This window comes from Pseudomonas sp. 05N432, from assembly GCF_056396945.1.
Map to the genome: position 1 here is coordinate 26,246 of NZ_JBFTMM010000002.1, position 16,156 is coordinate 42,401.

Sequence of the window (16,156 nt, forward strand, 5' to 3'; positions counted from 1 at the left end):
TCTTGTCGTTTATATAGTGAAAAGCCCTACGTTGAGCTTTTTATACTGCACGCCCCGCTGATCTTGCAGGTTTTGTCCTACAAGACGGATCTACCCATGAGGTGGATCCGGTTTCAGGAAGTCCAGGCTTATCGGTCTGTACTTCGACACTCGGTGGCTATATCCAATAACAAGACGAGGTTTACCCCTATGCCCGTTGGCAATCACCAGCCCCACGGCGAGACCGCTCAGGGCGGCCCGCTCAAACGCGAACTCGGCGAACGGCATATTCGCTTGATGGCGCTCGGCGCCTGTATCGGTGTCGGTCTGTTCCTCGGTTCAGCCAAGGCCATCGAAATGGCCGGCCCGGCAATCATGCTGTCTTACATCATCGGTGGTCTGGCGATCCTGGTGATCATGCGCGCCCTTGGCGAAATGGCGGTGCACAACCCGGTCGCGGGCTCGTTCAGTCGTTACGCACAAGATTATCTCGGCCCGTTGGCGGGTTTCCTCACGGGCTGGAACTACTGGTTCCTGTGGCTGGTGACCTGCGTCGCGGAAATTACCGCGGTGGCGGTGTACATGGGCATCTGGTTCCCCGATGTGCCGCGCTGGATCTGGGCACTGGCGGCACTGGTGAGCATGGGCTCGATCAACCTGATCGCGGTCAAGGCCTTCGGTGAGTTCGAGTTCTGGTTCGCCCTGATCAAGATCGTCACCATCATTGCGATGGTGGTCGGCGGTGTCGGTGTGATCGCCTTCGGTTTTGGCAACGACGGCGTTGCGCTGGGGATTTCCAACCTGTGGAGCCATGGCGGTTTCATGCCCAATGGCGTGCAGGGCGTATTGATGTCCCTGCAAATGGTGATGTTCGCCTACCTGGGGGTCGAGATGATCGGCTTGACGGCCGGTGAAGCGAAGAACCCGCAGAAGACTATTCCGAATGCCATCGGCTCGGTGTTCTGGCGCATCCTGCTGTTCTACGTCGGCGCGCTGTTCGTGATTCTGTCGATCTACCCCTGGAACGAAATCGGCACTCAGGGCAGTCCGTTTGTGATGACCTTCGAGCGTCTGGGCATCAAGACCGCTGCCGGCATCATCAATTTCGTGGTGATTACTGCCGCGCTGTCGTCCTGCAACGGCGGTATCTTCAGCACCGGGCGCATGCTTTATAGCCTGGCGCAGAACGGCCAGGCCCCGGCCGCTTTCGCCAAGACCTCGAACGGCGTGCCGCGTCGCGCCTTGTTGCTGTCGATCGGCGCGCTGCTGCTGGGCGTGTTGCTCAACTACCTGGTGCCGGAAAAAGTCTTTGTCTGGGTCACCGCCATCGCGACTTTCGGTGCGATCTGGACGTGGGTGATGATCCTGCTGGCGCAGCTCAAATTCCGCAAAGGCCTGAGCCCGGCTGAACGTGCCGGTCTCAAGTACCGCATGTGGCTGTACCCGGTGAGCTCCTACCTGGCGCTGGCGTTCCTGGTGTTGGTGGTTGGCCTGATGGCCTACTTCCCGGACACCCGCGTCGCACTGTACGTGGGGCCTGCGTTCCTGGTGCTGCTGACGGTGCTGTTTTATGTGTTCAAGTTGCAACCGACCGGTGCCCCGCAAGGTGCGGTGCGCACGGCTTCGTAATCGTCTGATGCTGTAAAAGCGAAAGCCCCGGTCGAGTGACCGTGGCTTTTTGGTTTCAGGCGGCTACTACTTGCGCCGGTCGGTTCAGCCGTTTGTTCCAATCCAGCCATGCGGCCAGTACGGCCATCAATCCCGCCCCCAGCAGGGCGCTGAAAACCTGCATGACCAGCGCATCCCCGGCCAGCGAGTTGAGCATGTCCGCCAGCGGCGCCAGCAGCACACCCAGACAAAACACTTCCAGCGAGTAACGGCCCATGCGGCAGCTTTGCCGCGCCAGCCAGTTCTGCGTCCAGCCACTGTTGGGCAAGAGTTTGGCGATCACGTAAGCCAGTGCCAGAAAGTGCAGCAGCCGCGCCGGTGACAGGTTGGTCTTGTTGATCGGGTACAGCCATTCGCCCAGCATCCGGGGCATGAGCGCGTCATGCACCGTCGGCCATTTCCACGACACTGCGATCAGCCCGGTGATCAGCAGATAGGTCGCTGCCGCAACAAACAGTGGTTGATGTGGCAAGGTGCGGGCGTCCGGCAAAGCGGGGCGTTGACCGTGAATCGCCGCTGCGCCACCGAGGATAAACAGCAACTGCCAGGCCATCGGATTGAAGAACCACACGCCACCCTCGGTGGCCGCCAGGTTCCATTGAAACCACGGCGCCAGCATGTACAGCACCACCGACAACCCGACTACGTACTCGGCCTTGCGCAGCAACATCGGCAACACCAGCGGCAGCCCGAGCAACAGCAGAATGTACAACGGCAACGGGTCCATCAGGTTGGGTTTGAAGCGCAGCAGCAACTCATCGACCAAGGCCTGTTGCGGGTTGCTGAGGAAGTATTGCAGGCCCATTTCCCGCACCAGGTCACGGGTTTCCACATGGCTGTTGGCAAAGAACACGATGCCCATCAGCACTGCCAGCAGAAAGATATGCACCACGTACAGCAACCAGGCGCGGCGCAGGATTTTCACCGTCGCAATCAGCAAACCATCGCGTCGGGCAATCTTGCCGTAGGCCAGCACCGCCGCGTAGCCCGCCAGAAACACGAAGATTTCCGCCGCATCGCTGAAACCGAAATTGCGCACCGTGAAATGGGCAAGGGGGTTGTGTGGCACGTGATCCCAGAAAATGAAGATCAGTGCCAGTCCGCGAAAGAAATCGATACGAAGGTCGCGTCCTTGGGTCATGACAACGGGCTCTTGAACAGATGTGAGTAAAGGGTGGTCCGCGGGGCAAAAGACTGTGCGCCGCACATCGGCGGCGCGCAGGGTGGCGCGATTTGGCGGCAATTGCAAAGGCCGGATATTACCGGATGTCTCAGCGGCGAACGGAGCGGGTTGGGGGCGTATCTCTGAACGTTGAAGCGCGTCGCTAGAACAGCATTTTTAGCCACTGGTCTATTTGTTGACTGGAAAATAGACAAGCGGACCAAGGGTGCCAAGCTTTCAACTGGGCAGGTGTTCAGACTGGAAACAAACGTAATGGACATGAGAGCCGCATTTCACGGTTTCCCCAGATTCGTGTCGGTTGGCCTGCTTAATACGTTGATCCACTGGTCGGCGTTTTTTGTTCTGCACACAGTCATGGGATTTCGTCAGGCACCCAGTAACTTCGTGAGCTTTTGTCTGGCCGTTTCATTTTCCTTTTATGCCAATGCGCGATACACCTTCAAACAAAGAACCAGTGTTCTACGGTACGTGTTGTTTGTCGGGCTCATGGGGGTGTTGAGTTATGGCGTGGGGTATGTGGCGGATCAGTTACGGCTGCCGGGGTTGATGACGTTAGTGGTCTTTTCGAGTATCAGCCTGGTCTGCGGTTTTTTTTACTCGAAATATTTCATCTTTCGGGGGCGTGAGCAGTGAAGATCTCGCTGATTGTTCCCGTCTTCAATGAAGAACAGGCGATTAACCTGTTTTATCAGGCGGTTCGTCAGGAACTGTCGATTGCTGATTGTGACGTCGAGATTGTGTTCATCAATGACGGCAGTTCCGACCAGACAGCAGCACAGGCCAAAGCCATCGCGTTGGCTGACGAGCATGTGCTGGTCATCAATTTTTCGCGCAATTTTGGCAAGGAGCCCGCGTTATTTGCCGGGTTGGAGTACGCCACCGGCGATGCGGTGATACCAATGGATGTCGACTTGCAGGACCCGATCAGTGTGATCCCCTTGTTGATCCGGGAGTGGCAGAACGGGGCTGATGTGGTACTTGCCAAGCGCCACGATCGCACCGCCGACAGTTATATGAAGCGGCACAGCGCGGCACTGTTCTATCACCTGTTGAACCGGATTGCTTATACCCGGATAGAAGAGAACGTCGGTGATTTCCGGTTAATGGACCGCAAGGTCGTGAATGTAATTCGCACGCTCCCGGAACATCGGTTATTCATGAAGGGCATCCTCTCATGGGCGGGGTTCAATACCGCAGTTGTCGAATACGAACGGGCCGAGCGTGTGGCGGGTACCACCAAGTTCAATGTTTGGAAACTCTGGAATCTGGCGCTGGAAGGGATTACGTCTTTCAGTACAGTGCCCTTGCAGTTGTGGACGTATGTCGGTAGCGCGATTTCCCTGTTTGCAATTATCTATGCCATTTACATGGTGCTGGACAAGATTTTCTTCGGCAATAATGTTCCGGGATACCCTTCGTTGATGACCGCGATTTTATTCCTGGGGGGTGTTCAACTGATCGGAATTGGCATATTGGGTGAGTATGTGGGGCGAATCTATATTGAGTCGAAACATCGGCCGAGGTATGTGGTGAAAGATATTGTAGGCGGCAAAGGAGCGCCGAAATGAAGGTGGCAAGTGTATTGAGTAGGGAGTTGCCCAGTCGTGAAGTGTTCGTGTTTTTTTTACTCGCCACTCTTGTTTATGTACTCCCTCTGATACTGGTCGATTATTACTATATAGATGATAACTGGCGGTCCTTGGCGGCCGGTACTGGCTGGGTGGGGCAGGGACGGTTACTGGTCGAACTGTTTTACAACACCTTGAGCTTCACCTCGGGCGCGCCCGATATGTTCCCCTTACCCTTGCTGATCGCCACGCTTGCCATGGCATTTGCCTTGACGAAACTGACGATGCATTACTACAAAACACCGACTGTTTCATGCTGTCTGGTGCTCCTGCCACTGTGGTACAACCCGTTTTTGCTACAGAATTTATCTTATCAATATGACGGGCCAGCCACGGCGTTGAGCCTGGTGGCGGTGATGTATGGGGTGGCATTTCAACATAAAGCTGGCGTCGTTCAGGTACTGGTGCCTGGCGCATTGATTGCGGTGGGGCTCAGCTTGTATCAACTGAGTATCAATGTGTTTTTGGGGCTGTGCTGCATCGAGTTCGTGAGGGGGCTTGATAATAAGCAGTCCCTTGCCTGTTTATTATCAATGGCAGGGGTGAAAACGCTGCAGTTGGTTGCAGGCTTGATCATTTATTTCTTGCTGGCTTATCCATTCATGACCCATGAGCGCCTGGAGATGATTCCGTTCAATGCGAGCGGGCTGTTGCTGATCCTGAACAATGCAGGCGTATTGGTTGGGAAAATCGGATTGCTGTTTCAGGGAGGGAATCGTTGGTTGGCGTGGCTGGTGGTGGTGTGTGCGGTCGTTGGGGGAGGGCTGGTTGGGCGAAATATCATCCAGGGGAAAGAGACGTCATTAAATAAGATGCTTCTGTTTTTTTTGTATGTGCTTATGGTTTTATTCCTGGTTTTTCTGGTGTCAGGTTCGGCCCTGTTGTTCAGGTTTTTCAATGAGGGCGCCAGAACCCTAATGGGCTTTGGCGTATTGCTGGTATTTTTGTTTTATCTGGCTCATCAGTGGATAGTAACGGTTGATGCCAGGCTCGGTGTTGTATTGCTTGTGCCGTTGCTCAGTATGCTTTCGATGTCGTATGCGTATGGGCGGGTACTGAATCTGCAGAAGGAGTTTGGGCTGAATGCTGAATTCAATATGGCCTATGATATTGCCTCTCATCAAGGCTTGCGCGAAGCGAAGCGGATATACATGTCAATCAGCTATTCAAACAGTTGGTTGCTAAGCGCCAAGGGAAGTTTTGAGCGCATCCCGGTGCTGAAATACATACTCAATATTGATTTTTACATGCTGTCTGAAAATCTGCTCAGGGAGGGAATTACCAATGTCGTTATCGAAAATGAACGGAAAAATGCGACGCTGGTAGGGTATCAACGGTACACGCCCGTGGTGGACAGCAAATTTTATTCTATGTACGTGATTGGCGATTATGGTTTTATCGTTATGAAGGAAGTGCCCTCTTCTGGAGAGGATAAGTGGTAAGCCGGGTTAACCATTCGAGTACCCGCACTCTCCAGAACACGTGCTGGATACTGCTGATTATTCTCGTGGCGGCAGGGGTGCGTTTTTACGCCTTGAGCAAACCCGCTGTCTGGGCCGATGAAGGCTTTACCTTGCTGTTGAGTTCATATTCACCCTCCCAAATCCTGTTCCATACGGCCCGGGATGTGCACCCGCCGCTGTATTATCTGGTGTTGCATGAATGGATGAATGTGTTCGGAAATGGCGTTTTTGCTGCCCGAAGCCTGAGCGCGCTGGCGGACGTCGCAAGCGTCGGGCTGGGCATCTGGCTGGTTCGTCTGGTCAGTACGCGACGGGCGGCGATGCTGGCCGGAACCATGTTGGCGTTACTACCCATAGCGGTACGCTACAGTCAGGAAGTTCGCATGTATGCGTTGCTTGCGCTGTTAATGGTTAGCGCAACAATTGCTTTTGTCTACTGGGTAAAAGGTACAGGCAGTCATTGGCCGCTTGCCGTCTATGCGTTGCTGATGCTGGCAGGACTTTATACTCACTATTTTGCCGCTGTGTGCATGGCATCACACTGGGCCTGGCTTTTGGTATTGAGGTGTCAGAGCAAGTTGTTAGCGCCTGCATGGTGGCTGGCCAATGGAACGGTCGTTTTACTGTTCATGCCCTGGGTGCCGAGCCTGATGAACCAGTTAAGGTTTTCCGGCTTTAACTGGATAGCGCCGCTGGATGTTCCTACGGTGGTTTCAGCGTTCTGGCAGTTTGTGAGTTATAGCGATGGGCCAAAAGAGTCAATCTGGCTATTCTACAGTGTGCCGTTATTGATGTTGCTGGTGTCGGCAGTCATTGTCATGCGGGACACGAGTGAGAAAAAACTCAGCACGCTGCTCGTCATGTATACCTGGTTTCCGTTGGTATTGATTGCAGGGGTCTCACTGGTTCGGCCACTGTTTATTTACCGTTATTTTGTGTTTGCTGCGCTGGGCTTTCCGATGATTCTGGCAATGGCACTGGATGCACTGTGGGGGCGCGCAAAAGCGTTATTTTTTGTTCTGTTGCTATTGATAGTGTCGGTGGAAAGTGTCGGGTTATATAACGTTCATCAACGGGGGCATGTTGTGTATGGCGAAGTCAACAAGGTCGATGCGTTGGCAGACTACATCAATGCCTCTGCTCGTCCTGATGACGGTATCGTGGTAGCCAACAGGTTTCTTTACTATCCCTTTGCGTATTACAACAAGACTGGCGTGACACCGATGCTTTATACGCCTCCCAAAAAGGACGGTACTTCCGGACATCCCGATGGCTATCTAACCTCGACACTGACTCAACAAAACGCAGATAAGGTCTATCTCGATAACCTTGAACGCCTGACACCGGGCTCAGGTCGGGTGTGGGTGCTGGACGGCCGTGGTGACGGGGCGCAGCCGGTCGTTATCCCTGAAAACTGGCGGCTGCTCGATACCTTTACCCAGGGGGATGGTGACGTCCGATTATTTTCAGTAAGCCCCCGGGATTCCGAGAAAAAACAAAAAAAAACCAATCCGAGCAGCCCCGTTAGCTAGCCTTTATCAATGACAGCAGAGTGTTTTATCGAGAGCGTTTAGCGTAAATACGGATTCACAATGAGGGTGAGTTGTCGGCGGGCAGGCACCTGTTTCTATCAGGTTTACATTGTCGGGGAGAAAATATGAACTTTCAGCGTCGTGACGATACGGGGTTTCTATCCCTGCACTCATCGGTAGAAAGCGGTGGGTGGGTGCTGGTCATGATGCTCGCGATCATTGTTCGGTTTTACTGCATCAGCCTTCCTTATTTCTGGACCGATGAAGCGTTCTCGGCGTTGGTGGGGGTTCAGTCGCCGGGGCGTATCTGGTTTCACCTGGGGCATGACGTTCATCCGCCGCTGTATTTTCTGGTGCTGCATGCCTGGATGGCGGTTTTTGGTGAGGGTGTGTTTGCGATTCGGGCCCTGAGTGCGCTGGCGGGGGGTGCGACAGTCGCGTTGGGCATGTGGCTGATGCGATTGATCAGCACACCGAGGGTGGCCTTGTTGGCCGGGTTGTTCCTGGCCCTGTTACCGATATCCGTTCGCTACAGCCAGGAAGCCCGGATGTATACGCTGGAGGGGGTATGGCTGCTGGGCGCAACCATCGCCTTGGTCTATTGGCTTAAAAGCGCTCGCAACCGATACCTGATGAGCTATCTCGTGCTCATGACGGCCGCGTTATACACCCATTACCTGGCTGTTTTATGTTTGTTGTCTCACTGGTTATACCTCGTTGTCTTGCGTCTTCAGCGAGATAAAACCCTTCATTACCTTTCGCGGCCAATGTGGTGGGGCACGAATGTGGCCATTGTTGTTCTTTATATTCCCTGGTTGATCAGCCTGGGCAATGAGCTGTTTTTAAATACGGAGAAGCTGGAGACCGGAGGGGATATTTTCTGGATCCCTGAATTGACGATCTATACGTTGCCTTCAGCGGTCTGGAAGTTTTTAACGGTGAAGAGTGGACTGGAGTTTGCCAGCCCGATTTATGTACTGCTTCCGGCGCTGGTAATGGCATCGGTGGTGTGGGTCGGGTTCAAGGAAAGAAGCCGGTTGAAACTTGAGCTGTTGCTGGTTATCTACGTGCTGTTGCCGGTGTTGATTGTTTTTGTGGTGTCATTCGGTTTTCCCATTTTTGTTGAACGGTACATGGCCTTTGCGGCGCTGGGCTTGCCGATGACAGCGGCGTTGGCAATCAGCCGGATAGCACATCGCACGCGTGCCCTGGCGTGGGTATCGGCCTTGTTGTTGGTCGGCGTTCAACTCATGGGGTTGAATACAATCTATCAACAACAAGATGATCTGGATGATCCACGCAACGCGTCCCAGTATCCGCTTGACGATATTGTGTCGCGTATCAATGAAAACGCGATCGCAGGCGATAACATCATTGTGGATGGCGCGTACTGGTATTACAGCGTTGCTTACTACAATCGCTCCGACATTCAACCAAGGCTGTATCAGGCGCCCTGGGATAACAGCACGGCTCACCGACCCAACGGGTATGGCGCGTCGACGTTGATTTATCAGGATCGGGATAAGGTCTTTCTCGACAACCTTGTCAGCATATCGCCCGACATCAAGCGAGTGTGGTGGGTGACATCGACTCGCCTGGCGGATGAAGAAAACCACTTTCCAGGCAATTGGCAGTGTGTGTTCGCGCAAGGCTTGGGAGACATGGAGCTTCGACTCTATGTGACCCGCGCCTGGGCAGAACAAATCACCACCGCCACCACCACCGGCGGCGGCTGTGCTACCCAGCCACCAGATAATCGCGAGTATGCCTTACACGACATTGGCCTCAAAACTGTCAGCCCGAGCCATCTGCCACATCCGTGAATAGAACTCGCCGTTCACTTCGCCGGTCAGCAACTCGCCGGGTTTGAGGAACACGTGCAATTGGGAAAACAGTTTGATCTCGGTCGCTGACATGCGCCGTACCAGGTGTTTGGCCGACAGCTGCGACGGGTGTTCGAGGCCGGCCGCGGCGAGCATCTCGGCCAGGGCCTTGAGGGTGCTGCGATGGAAGTTGAACACGCGCTGTGCCTTGTCTGGCACCACCAATGCGCGTTGGCGCAGGGTGTCTTGAGTGGCGACGCCGGTCGGGCACTTGTTGGTGTGGCAGCTTTGCGACTGGATGCAGCCGATGGCGAACATGAAGCCACGGGCCGAGTTGGCCCAGTCGGCACCAATTGCCAATACGCTGGCGATGTCGAAGGCGCTGACGATTTTGCCGCTGGCGCCGAGTTTGATCTTGTCCCGCAGGTTCAGGCCCACCAGGGTGTTGTGCACGAACAGCAGGCCTTCACGCATCGGCACGCCGATGTGGTCGGTGAACTCCACCGGCGCAGCGCCAGTACCGCCTTCCTTGCCGTCGACCACGATGAAGTCCGGCAGGATGCCGGTTTCCAGCATGGCCTTGGCAATGCCCATGAACTCCCATGGGTGGCCGAGGCAGAACTTGAAGCCCACCGGTTTGCCGCCCGACAGCTCACGCAGTTGCTTGATGAAGTGCATCATTTCGATCGGTGTGGAGAACGCGCTGTGGCGCGATGGCGACACGCAGTCCTGGCCCATCGGAACGCCACGCGTGTCGGCAATTTCCTGGGTCACTTTATGCTTGGGCAGAATGCCGCCGTGGCCGGGTTTGGCGCCCTGGCTCATTTTGATTTCGATCATCCGTACCTGCGGGTCTTGAGCCTGGGCGGCAAAGCGTTCCGGGTCGAAGCGTCCGTCGGCGGTGCGGCAGCCAAAGTAGCCGCTGCCCAGTTCCCAGGTCAGGTCGCCACCGTGTTCGCGGTGGTAGGGGCTGATGCTGCCTTCGCCGGTGTCATGGGCGAAGTTGCCGAGTTTGGCGCCCTGGTTGAGGGCGCGGATTGCGTTGGCGCTCAGCGAGCCGAAGCTCATGGCCGAGATGTTGAAGACTGAGGCCGAGTACGGTTTTGTACATTGCGGGCCACCAACGTCCACCCGGAAACTGCTCGGGTCACTCACGGGCGCCGGGCGCATCGAATGGCCGATGAACTCGAAACCCGACTGGTACACGTCGATCAGCGTGCCGAAGGGTTTGTCGGCGCTTTCGTTCTTGGCCCGCGAATAGACCAACGAACGCTGGGCACGGGAGAAGGGCAGGGCGTCGCTGTCGGATTCGAGCAGGTATTGGCGGATTTCCGGGCGAATGCCTTCGACCAGATAACGGATATTGCCCAGGATCGGGTAGTTGCGGCGTACCGCGTGGGGGCTTTGCAGCAGGTCGAAAATACCCAGCAGGCTCAGCAGGCCAGTGACGATGGAGATTGGCCAGAGCCAGTCGTATTCAAGAAACGGCAGGCTGGCGAGGGTGAAAATCACACAGACGGCAAAGAAGGCGTAGCGGCTCAGGAGTGACAGGCTCATACGGTTTCCTTGGGTTCGGACTCAATCAGTTATTGGATCTACTTCGTAGCAGCTGCCGAGCCTGCGAGGCTGCGTTAGAGGCGGACCGCGTTCGGGCGAAGTCCTCGCAAATCCTGCATACGCGGTTTGCCTGAAAGGGCGCGTTGCCGGACTTAACGACCGCTGCGCGGCCGGACGCCGCCTCGCAGGCTCGACAGTTGCTACGGGTGTGGCTCGGCACCTATGTCAATCGCAGGCGAGCCAGCGACTACGTGTTTTGTGCCTGGAGAAATATAGAGAACAGTTCGGACTGGGATTTGATCCCCAGCTTGCTGTAAATGTGTTTCTTATGGACTTTCACGGTTTCGGCAGAGATTTCCAGCTTACGAGCGATTTCCTTGCTGGAGCAACCGCTGAGCATCCAGCGACCGACATCCAGCTCTCGGGCTGTCAGTTGTGCGCCCTTGAGCTGTTTCACCGAGGCTTCGAGGCGGATACGCCAGTCGCTGTGTTGGGCCGGTTGCGCAGGCGTCGGTGTTTCATTGATCTCAAACGGCAGGCGCTGACGCAGCAGGCTCGATACCCAGGGCTGGATCAGTGACAGCAGGGCTATTTGTTCGCTGCTGAAACGCTGTTTGCTACCCAGCGAAAGGCACAGCGTACGGTCGCCCTCAAGTTGGCAATTGAACTGGATTTCGTCGGCCACCACATTCAGACGAAAGTAGCGCTGGTAATACTCGGTCAGTTCGAAATGCTCCGGCGCTACTTCGGACAGGCGATAGAGGCCGGTGCGCGATTGTTCGCGGCAGGCGATGTAGAAGGGGTCCAGCAGGAACAACCCCATGAGGTAGTCCTGAAACAGCGGGTCCGGGCTGCCGCCCTCGCTCGGGCTTTCGGCGAATACCTGCGGGAGTTGATCGTCATTGAAAAGCAGCGCCACCCAGCTGTCGAAGGTCACGTACTGGTCCAGCAGGCGCAGCAGTTGCGTCCAGAAATTGGGTTTGTCCAAGGCGTCAATCAACTGCCCGACCGAGCGGTGCCAGGCGATGTCTTCCAGCGAGAGTTTCATTCGTCGATCCCTATCGGCCGATTGCTGCCGTGCATACTGGCGCACAGGGACTGGTCGGGCAATCATCGAAAGATCGTCCGAACGCGGCCGGACGATCTTTCAGGTCACGAGGTTTGACTGGCGGATCGGCAGTTCGATGCGAAAGGTGGTGCCTACCCCGACTTCGCTGCGCACGGTAATGTCGCCATGATGCTTTTTCACAATACCGTAGGACAATGACAGGCCTAATCCGGTCCCCTGGCCCACTGGTTTGGTGGTGAAGAAGGGATCAAAGATTTTCTGCAGGCATTCGGGCGCGATGCCTGAGCCGGTGTCCGCCACTTCGATCCAGACTTTTTCCCCGGCAACCCCGTTACTCAGGGTAATGGTCCCGCGTTCGGGGCCCATGGCCTGGGCGGCGTTGACGATCAGGTTCATGATCACCTGATTGATCTGCGAGGGCAGGCACTCGATCTCGGGAAGCGTCTGGTAGTGCTTGATCACGTCGGCCTTGTACTTGAGTTCGTTGGCGACAATGTTCAGCGTCGAATCAATACCCGTTTGCAGATTGACCGATTGCCACTCCTGGCTGGTGTCTACGCGTGAGAAGTCCTTCAGGTCCCTGACGATTTGCCCGACCCGGTTGATACCGTCCTTGGACTCCTTGATCAGCAGCGGAATGTCTTCACGCAGGAAGTCCAGTTCCACTTCTTTACGCAACGTTTGGAGCCGTTCGAGAAGCTCAACGGAGCCAATGGCTTCTTCGGCCCCCTGATAGGCGTCGAGCATGCTCTGCAACTGCTTGAAGTAACCGTCCAGGGCGCCGAGGTTCGAAGAAATAAAGCCGATGGGGTTGTTGATTTCATGGGCGACACCCGCCGCCAGTTGCCCCAGGGACGCGAGTTTTTCCGACTGTATCAACTGGCTTTCGAGCTGCTTGCGCTCGTCGATCTCCTGTTGCAGTTCGACGCTCGCTTGCTGGAACTGCCGGGTCCGACGTTCTACCAGGTGCCCCAACTGATCCAGTTGTACGCTGGCGCGTTCGGTCATGTCCCATTTGCTGGTCAAGGTATTGGCCATCTGCTGGACTTCGATGTTGTCGAAGGGTTTTTTCAGGATCAGCAGTCGGTCGTGGGCCTGCAGGCGATTGAGCAGGTCATCCCAGGAGTAGTCGGAATACGCCGTACAGACCACCACCTGCAAACGCGGATCGGCTTGCCATAAATGCTCGATGGTTTCGGCGCCGTCCCAGCCCTGTGGCATGCGCATGTCGACGAACGCCAACGCGTAGGGGCGATTGTCGTGTTGGGCCTGGACCAGTTTGCCCAAGCCTTCCTGGCCAGCATAGGCTGAATCCAGCTCGAAGCCTTGGCTCGTCGCTTTGATTTGCGTGCCGAACAGCGCGGACTCCATCTCGTCCAGTTCGCCGTGTTGTGGCAGCTCAGGTGTCAGGATCTTGCGAAAGTCGTCATGGATCGACGGTGTATCGTCGATCAGCAGGATACGTCGATTCGATGACTCGCTCATGTTTCACCTTCGGCGATTTTCAAGGGGATTTTCAAGGTGAACAGTGCACCTTTTCCCGGACCGTCGCTGTGGGCTGTCAGGTGGCCATTCATCTCGATGGCGGCGAGGGCGCAACTGTGCAGACCAAAACCGTGACCTTCCTTGCGCGTGGTGAAACCGTGGGCAAAGATCCGGGTCATGTTTTCGGCCGAGATGCCTTCGCCTTCGTCCTTGACGCTGACCTGCAGCGTGGCGTCGTCGACGACCTTGACCCCCAGGGTCATTTCCCGGGGGCGGTCGCTAAGGTCCGACATGGCGTATTTGGCGTTGCTGATCAGGTTGATCAGGATCAGCAACATCCGGTGTTTATCGCCCATGACCGTGGGCACTTCGGCGTAGTCCTTGACCACGGTGACGTGGTGGCGGGTCAGGGCGCCCGAATTCATGCGCAGCGCGTCCTCAAGCAGTTCGCTGACTTGCAGCGGCTCCATCAGGCTGTTGGCCCCGGCGTAGGACTGCTGGGTGGCAACGATGTCCTTGATGTGGTCAACGCTTTTGCTCAATTGCGCCAGTTCGTCGCTAATGCCTTGCTGCTCAAGGGCAATGGCGTCCACCAGTTGATTCAGGTAGCCGGGCAGCAATTTGCCTTTTTCGTCTTCGGTGATGAAGTGGCCGAGATCACCCTGATGCTCATTGATCAGCTGCATCGCCTTGCCCAGCCCCAGCGCCTTGCTGTTGCGCAGTTTGCGGGTGACCAGGTCGGCGGAGATATTCACGCTGTTGAGCACATTGCCGACGTTGTGCAGCACGTTGGTGGCGATCTCGGCCATCCCGGCCTGGCGTGCGGTATCCAGCAGTTCGCTTTGGGTGTCCTTGAGTTCGCGGGTGCGCTCCTCAACCCGATGTTCCAGGCTTTCATTGGCCGCTTGCAGGTCCTTGTTGACGCGGTTGATTTCCGCAAAACTGCGTAGCAACCCATTGGCCAGAAACAGTAGCAACAGCACCAGCAGCGCCGAAAAAACCGCCATGTAGAAGTGGTAGCGTTGATCGACTGCATCGGCCTTTTGTTGATCGTTGTCCAGCAGGCTGGTGATGTTGTCCAGGCGCTCGGACACGGGGACTGCCTCGATCCGTTCCAGCAGGTTGTTGACCAGGGGTTGTTCACGCAGGATCAGCGCGATGTGGTTGCTGAGAAGCTCCACCGGTGTGTGGAACTCGGCAGGCAGGCGGTCTTTGTTCACCGCCAGTTTGTTCAAGCCGAGCAGGATGTCGGCGGCTTTGTCGTCGGACGTGACCTGGGAAAACTCCAGGCCGCTGAGTAGCAGGTCGTAGGTATCGGTGGCGGTGTTCTGCATTTGCAGTTTGTTTTCGTCCCCAAGGCGTGCGAACTGGTTCTGAATGTCGTCTTCGGCAGTGGGCAGGAACGCCAGTGAATTGCGCAGCACCGCGTTGTGTGACTTGAATTGTTCGACCAGCCGGGTCTTTTCCTTGATCGCGTTCAGGTAAGCGTCATGGCTGGTTTGCCACTGTGTCGAGTCGTTGCGACCGTGTCTGGACTCTATCGAGTCGAATCGTTCCCACAGACGGCTCATTTCGGTCAGCGGCGAAACCAGTGGATCGTAGTTGTGGACTAGGGCGATCCGGGCCTTGAGGATCTCGGTTTCCCATTGCGCGTCCAGTTGTTTGATCTGGCGGATCAGATCCCGCGATTCGGTATAGGTCGAGGTTTGATCCGAACTGGACTTCAGATACAGGAACAGCAGGATCGAGGCCAGCAAGACGGTCATGCCGGTGAGCAACAGCAAACTGAGTCGACGGGACACTTTCATAATGGTTTGCCTCCCCACTCGCCGGTCAGGGTCTTGAGGAATTTGATGATCAGGGCCTTGTCTTCTTCGGAAGGGACTCGCCCCAACTGGAACTTGAACATCACATCAACGGCGTCTTCGAGGGTTTTCGCCGTGCCGTCATGGAAGTACGGCGCGGTCACCGCGACGTTGCGCAGGCTGGGGACCTTGAACACGTTGCGGTCTTCCTCGTCCTTGGTCTCCAGGTAACGACCCAGGTCCGATTCGGTCGGATTGCCCCGCGCCTGGAAGTAATCGCCCATCACCCCGAACTTCTGGAACATGTTGCCGCCGATGTTTACCCCTTGATGACAGGCGATGCAGCCGTAGTCCTTGAAGCGTTGGTAACCGTATTTTTCGTCAAGGCTGAGAATATCGGTGTTGCCCTTCAGGTACTGGTCGAAACGCGAATTGGGGCTGAGTAATGTGCGTTCGTAGGTGGCCAGGGCATTTTGCACATTGGCCGCAGTCACCCCATTGGGGTAAGCGTTGCCAAACGCCGAGCGATAGGTCGGGTCAGTGGACAGCATGTGCACCACGTGTTCCCAGTTGCTGCCCATTTCAGTGGAACTTTCCACCACTGCGTGAACCTGGTCTTCCAGGGTAGCGACGCGACCGTTCCAGAACTGCCTGAAGTTCAGGCTGGCATTCAGCACGCTGGGGGTATTGACGGTCAGCGGCTGGCCGTCGAAACCGATGGAAAATTGCTTGTTATCGGCACCGCCCTTTTCCAGGTGATGACAACTGGCACAGGACAGGCTGTTGTTGACCGACAACCGCGTTTCGTTGAACAGCTGACGACCCAGTTCGACGCGCTGAGGGTCTTGCGCAGGTACCGATGGCAGCGGTTTGAGGGGTTCGTCCAAAGGCTCGGCACTCGCCGTCAGGCCGAGTCCGAGCATCAGTGTGGTGAGCAGCGTGAATCCATAGGGCGACATCTGAG

At 56.0% G+C, this 16,156-nt stretch carries 12 protein-coding genes; 6 read left to right on the top strand and 6 right to left on the bottom strand.

Annotated features, from left to right (window positions below; translation table 11 throughout):
• The first annotated feature begins 189 nt into the window (after positions 1-189).
• Positions 190-1,608, top strand: coding sequence for an amino acid permease (locus AC1DHT_RS02440; RefSeq protein WP_427541166.1), 1,419 nt, complete (start codon positions 190-192; stop codon positions 1,606-1,608).
• Between the two features lie 55 nt (positions 1,609-1,663).
• Here AC1DHT_RS02440 and AC1DHT_RS02445 read toward each other — a convergent pair whose 3' ends face one another.
• Positions 1,664-2,788 (bottom strand): OpgC family protein, encoded by a 1,125-nt coding sequence (locus AC1DHT_RS02445; protein WP_427541163.1) that lies wholly within the window; start codon positions 2,786-2,788, stop codon positions 1,664-1,666.
• A 294-nt stretch (positions 2,789-3,082) separates the two neighbouring features.
• On the opposite strand from AC1DHT_RS02445, the gene AC1DHT_RS02450 reads away from it, so the two are divergent.
• The 5 genes from AC1DHT_RS02450 (at position 3,083) to AC1DHT_RS02470 (ending at position 9,276) form a co-directional block, all read left to right on the top strand.
• Positions 3,083-3,463 (top strand): GtrA family protein, encoded by a 381-nt coding sequence (locus AC1DHT_RS02450; protein ID WP_427541160.1) that lies wholly within the window; start codon positions 3,083-3,085, stop codon positions 3,461-3,463.
• Entirely contained in the window at positions 3,460-4,398 is a 939-nt protein-coding gene (locus AC1DHT_RS02455; RefSeq protein ID WP_427541157.1) for a glycosyltransferase family 2 protein, read from the top strand. The genes AC1DHT_RS02450 and AC1DHT_RS02455 overlap by 4 nt, the downstream gene beginning before the upstream one ends.
• Positions 4,395-5,900 carry a glucosyltransferase domain-containing protein gene (locus tag AC1DHT_RS02460; RefSeq protein WP_427541154.1) on the top strand — a complete coding sequence of 502 codons (1,506 nt, stop codon included), beginning with the start codon at positions 4,395-4,397 and terminating at the stop codon, positions 5,898-5,900. Before AC1DHT_RS02455 ends, AC1DHT_RS02460 begins: the two co-directional genes overlap by 4 nt.
• A gap of 77 nt (positions 5,901-5,977) precedes the next feature.
• On the top strand, positions 5,978-7,453 hold the full coding sequence (locus AC1DHT_RS02465; RefSeq protein ID WP_427541151.1) for a glycosyltransferase family 39 protein: 1,476 nt from the start codon (positions 5,978-5,980) through the stop codon (positions 7,451-7,453).
• Between the two features lie 125 nt (positions 7,454-7,578).
• A complete protein-coding gene (locus AC1DHT_RS02470; protein ID WP_427541148.1) occupies positions 7,579-9,276 on the top strand; it encodes a glycosyltransferase family 39 protein in 1,698 nt (565 codons plus the stop codon).
• On the opposite strand, the gene AC1DHT_RS02475 is transcribed toward AC1DHT_RS02470, so the two are convergent.
• The 5 genes from AC1DHT_RS02475 to AC1DHT_RS02495 all read right to left on the bottom strand — a co-directional run bounded on the left by AC1DHT_RS02475 (position 9,223) and on the right by AC1DHT_RS02495 (position 16,151).
• Positions 9,223-10,833, bottom strand: coding sequence for an FMN-binding glutamate synthase family protein (locus AC1DHT_RS02475; RefSeq protein ID WP_427532959.1), 1,611 nt, complete (start codon positions 10,831-10,833; stop codon positions 9,223-9,225). The genes AC1DHT_RS02470 and AC1DHT_RS02475 overlap by 54 nt on opposite strands.
• Before the next feature lie 247 nt (positions 10,834-11,080).
• Positions 11,081-11,881 carry a helix-turn-helix transcriptional regulator gene (locus AC1DHT_RS02480; RefSeq protein WP_427541145.1) on the bottom strand — a complete coding sequence of 267 codons (801 nt, stop codon included), beginning with the start codon at positions 11,879-11,881 and terminating at the stop codon, positions 11,081-11,083.
• A 99-nt stretch (positions 11,882-11,980) separates the two neighbouring features.
• Complete coding sequence (locus AC1DHT_RS02485) at positions 11,981-13,387, bottom strand: ATP-binding protein (protein ID WP_427541142.1); 1,407 nt, start codon at positions 13,385-13,387, stop codon at positions 11,981-11,983.
• Positions 13,384-15,195 carry a DAHL domain-containing protein gene (locus AC1DHT_RS02490; protein ID WP_427541139.1) on the bottom strand — a complete coding sequence of 604 codons (1,812 nt, stop codon included), beginning with the start codon at positions 15,193-15,195 and terminating at the stop codon, positions 13,384-13,386. The genes AC1DHT_RS02485 and AC1DHT_RS02490 overlap by 4 nt, the downstream gene beginning before the upstream one ends.
• Complete coding sequence (locus AC1DHT_RS02495; RefSeq protein ID WP_427541136.1) at positions 15,192-16,151, bottom strand: cytochrome-c peroxidase; 960 nt, start codon at positions 16,149-16,151, stop codon at positions 15,192-15,194. The genes AC1DHT_RS02490 and AC1DHT_RS02495 overlap by 4 nt, the downstream gene beginning before the upstream one ends.
• Positions 16,152-16,156 lie beyond the last annotated feature (5 nt).

Excerpts from the sequence above, each read along its gene's own strand:
- AC1DHT_RS02470 (WP_427541148.1), top strand. The coding sequence starts at position 7,579 with ATGAACTTTCAGCGTCGTGACGATACGGGGTTTCTATCCCTGCACTCA.
- AC1DHT_RS02445 (WP_427541163.1), bottom strand. The coding sequence starts at position 2,788 with ATGACCCAAGGACGCGACCTTCGTATCGATTTCTTTCGCGGACTGGCA.
- AC1DHT_RS02480 (WP_427541145.1), bottom strand. The coding sequence starts at position 11,881 with ATGAAACTCTCGCTGGAAGACATCGCCTGGCACCGCTCGGTCGGGCAG.
- AC1DHT_RS02440 (WP_427541166.1), top strand. The coding sequence starts at position 190 with ATGCCCGTTGGCAATCACCAGCCCCACGGCGAGACCGCTCAGGGCGGC.
- AC1DHT_RS02450 (WP_427541160.1), top strand. The coding sequence starts at position 3,083 with ATGGACATGAGAGCCGCATTTCACGGTTTCCCCAGATTCGTGTCGGTT.
- AC1DHT_RS02485 (WP_427541142.1), bottom strand. The coding sequence starts at position 13,387 with ATGAGCGAGTCATCGAATCGACGTATCCTGCTGATCGACGATACACCG.
- AC1DHT_RS02490 (WP_427541139.1), bottom strand. The coding sequence starts at position 15,195 with ATGAAAGTGTCCCGTCGACTCAGTTTGCTGTTGCTCACCGGCATGACC.
- AC1DHT_RS02460 (WP_427541154.1), top strand. The coding sequence starts at position 4,395 with ATGAAGGTGGCAAGTGTATTGAGTAGGGAGTTGCCCAGTCGTGAAGTG.
- AC1DHT_RS02475 (WP_427532959.1), bottom strand. The coding sequence starts at position 10,833 with ATGAGCCTGTCACTCCTGAGCCGCTACGCCTTCTTTGCCGTCTGTGTG.
- AC1DHT_RS02495 (WP_427541136.1), bottom strand. The coding sequence starts at position 16,151 with ATGTCGCCCTATGGATTCACGCTGCTCACCACACTGATGCTCGGACTC.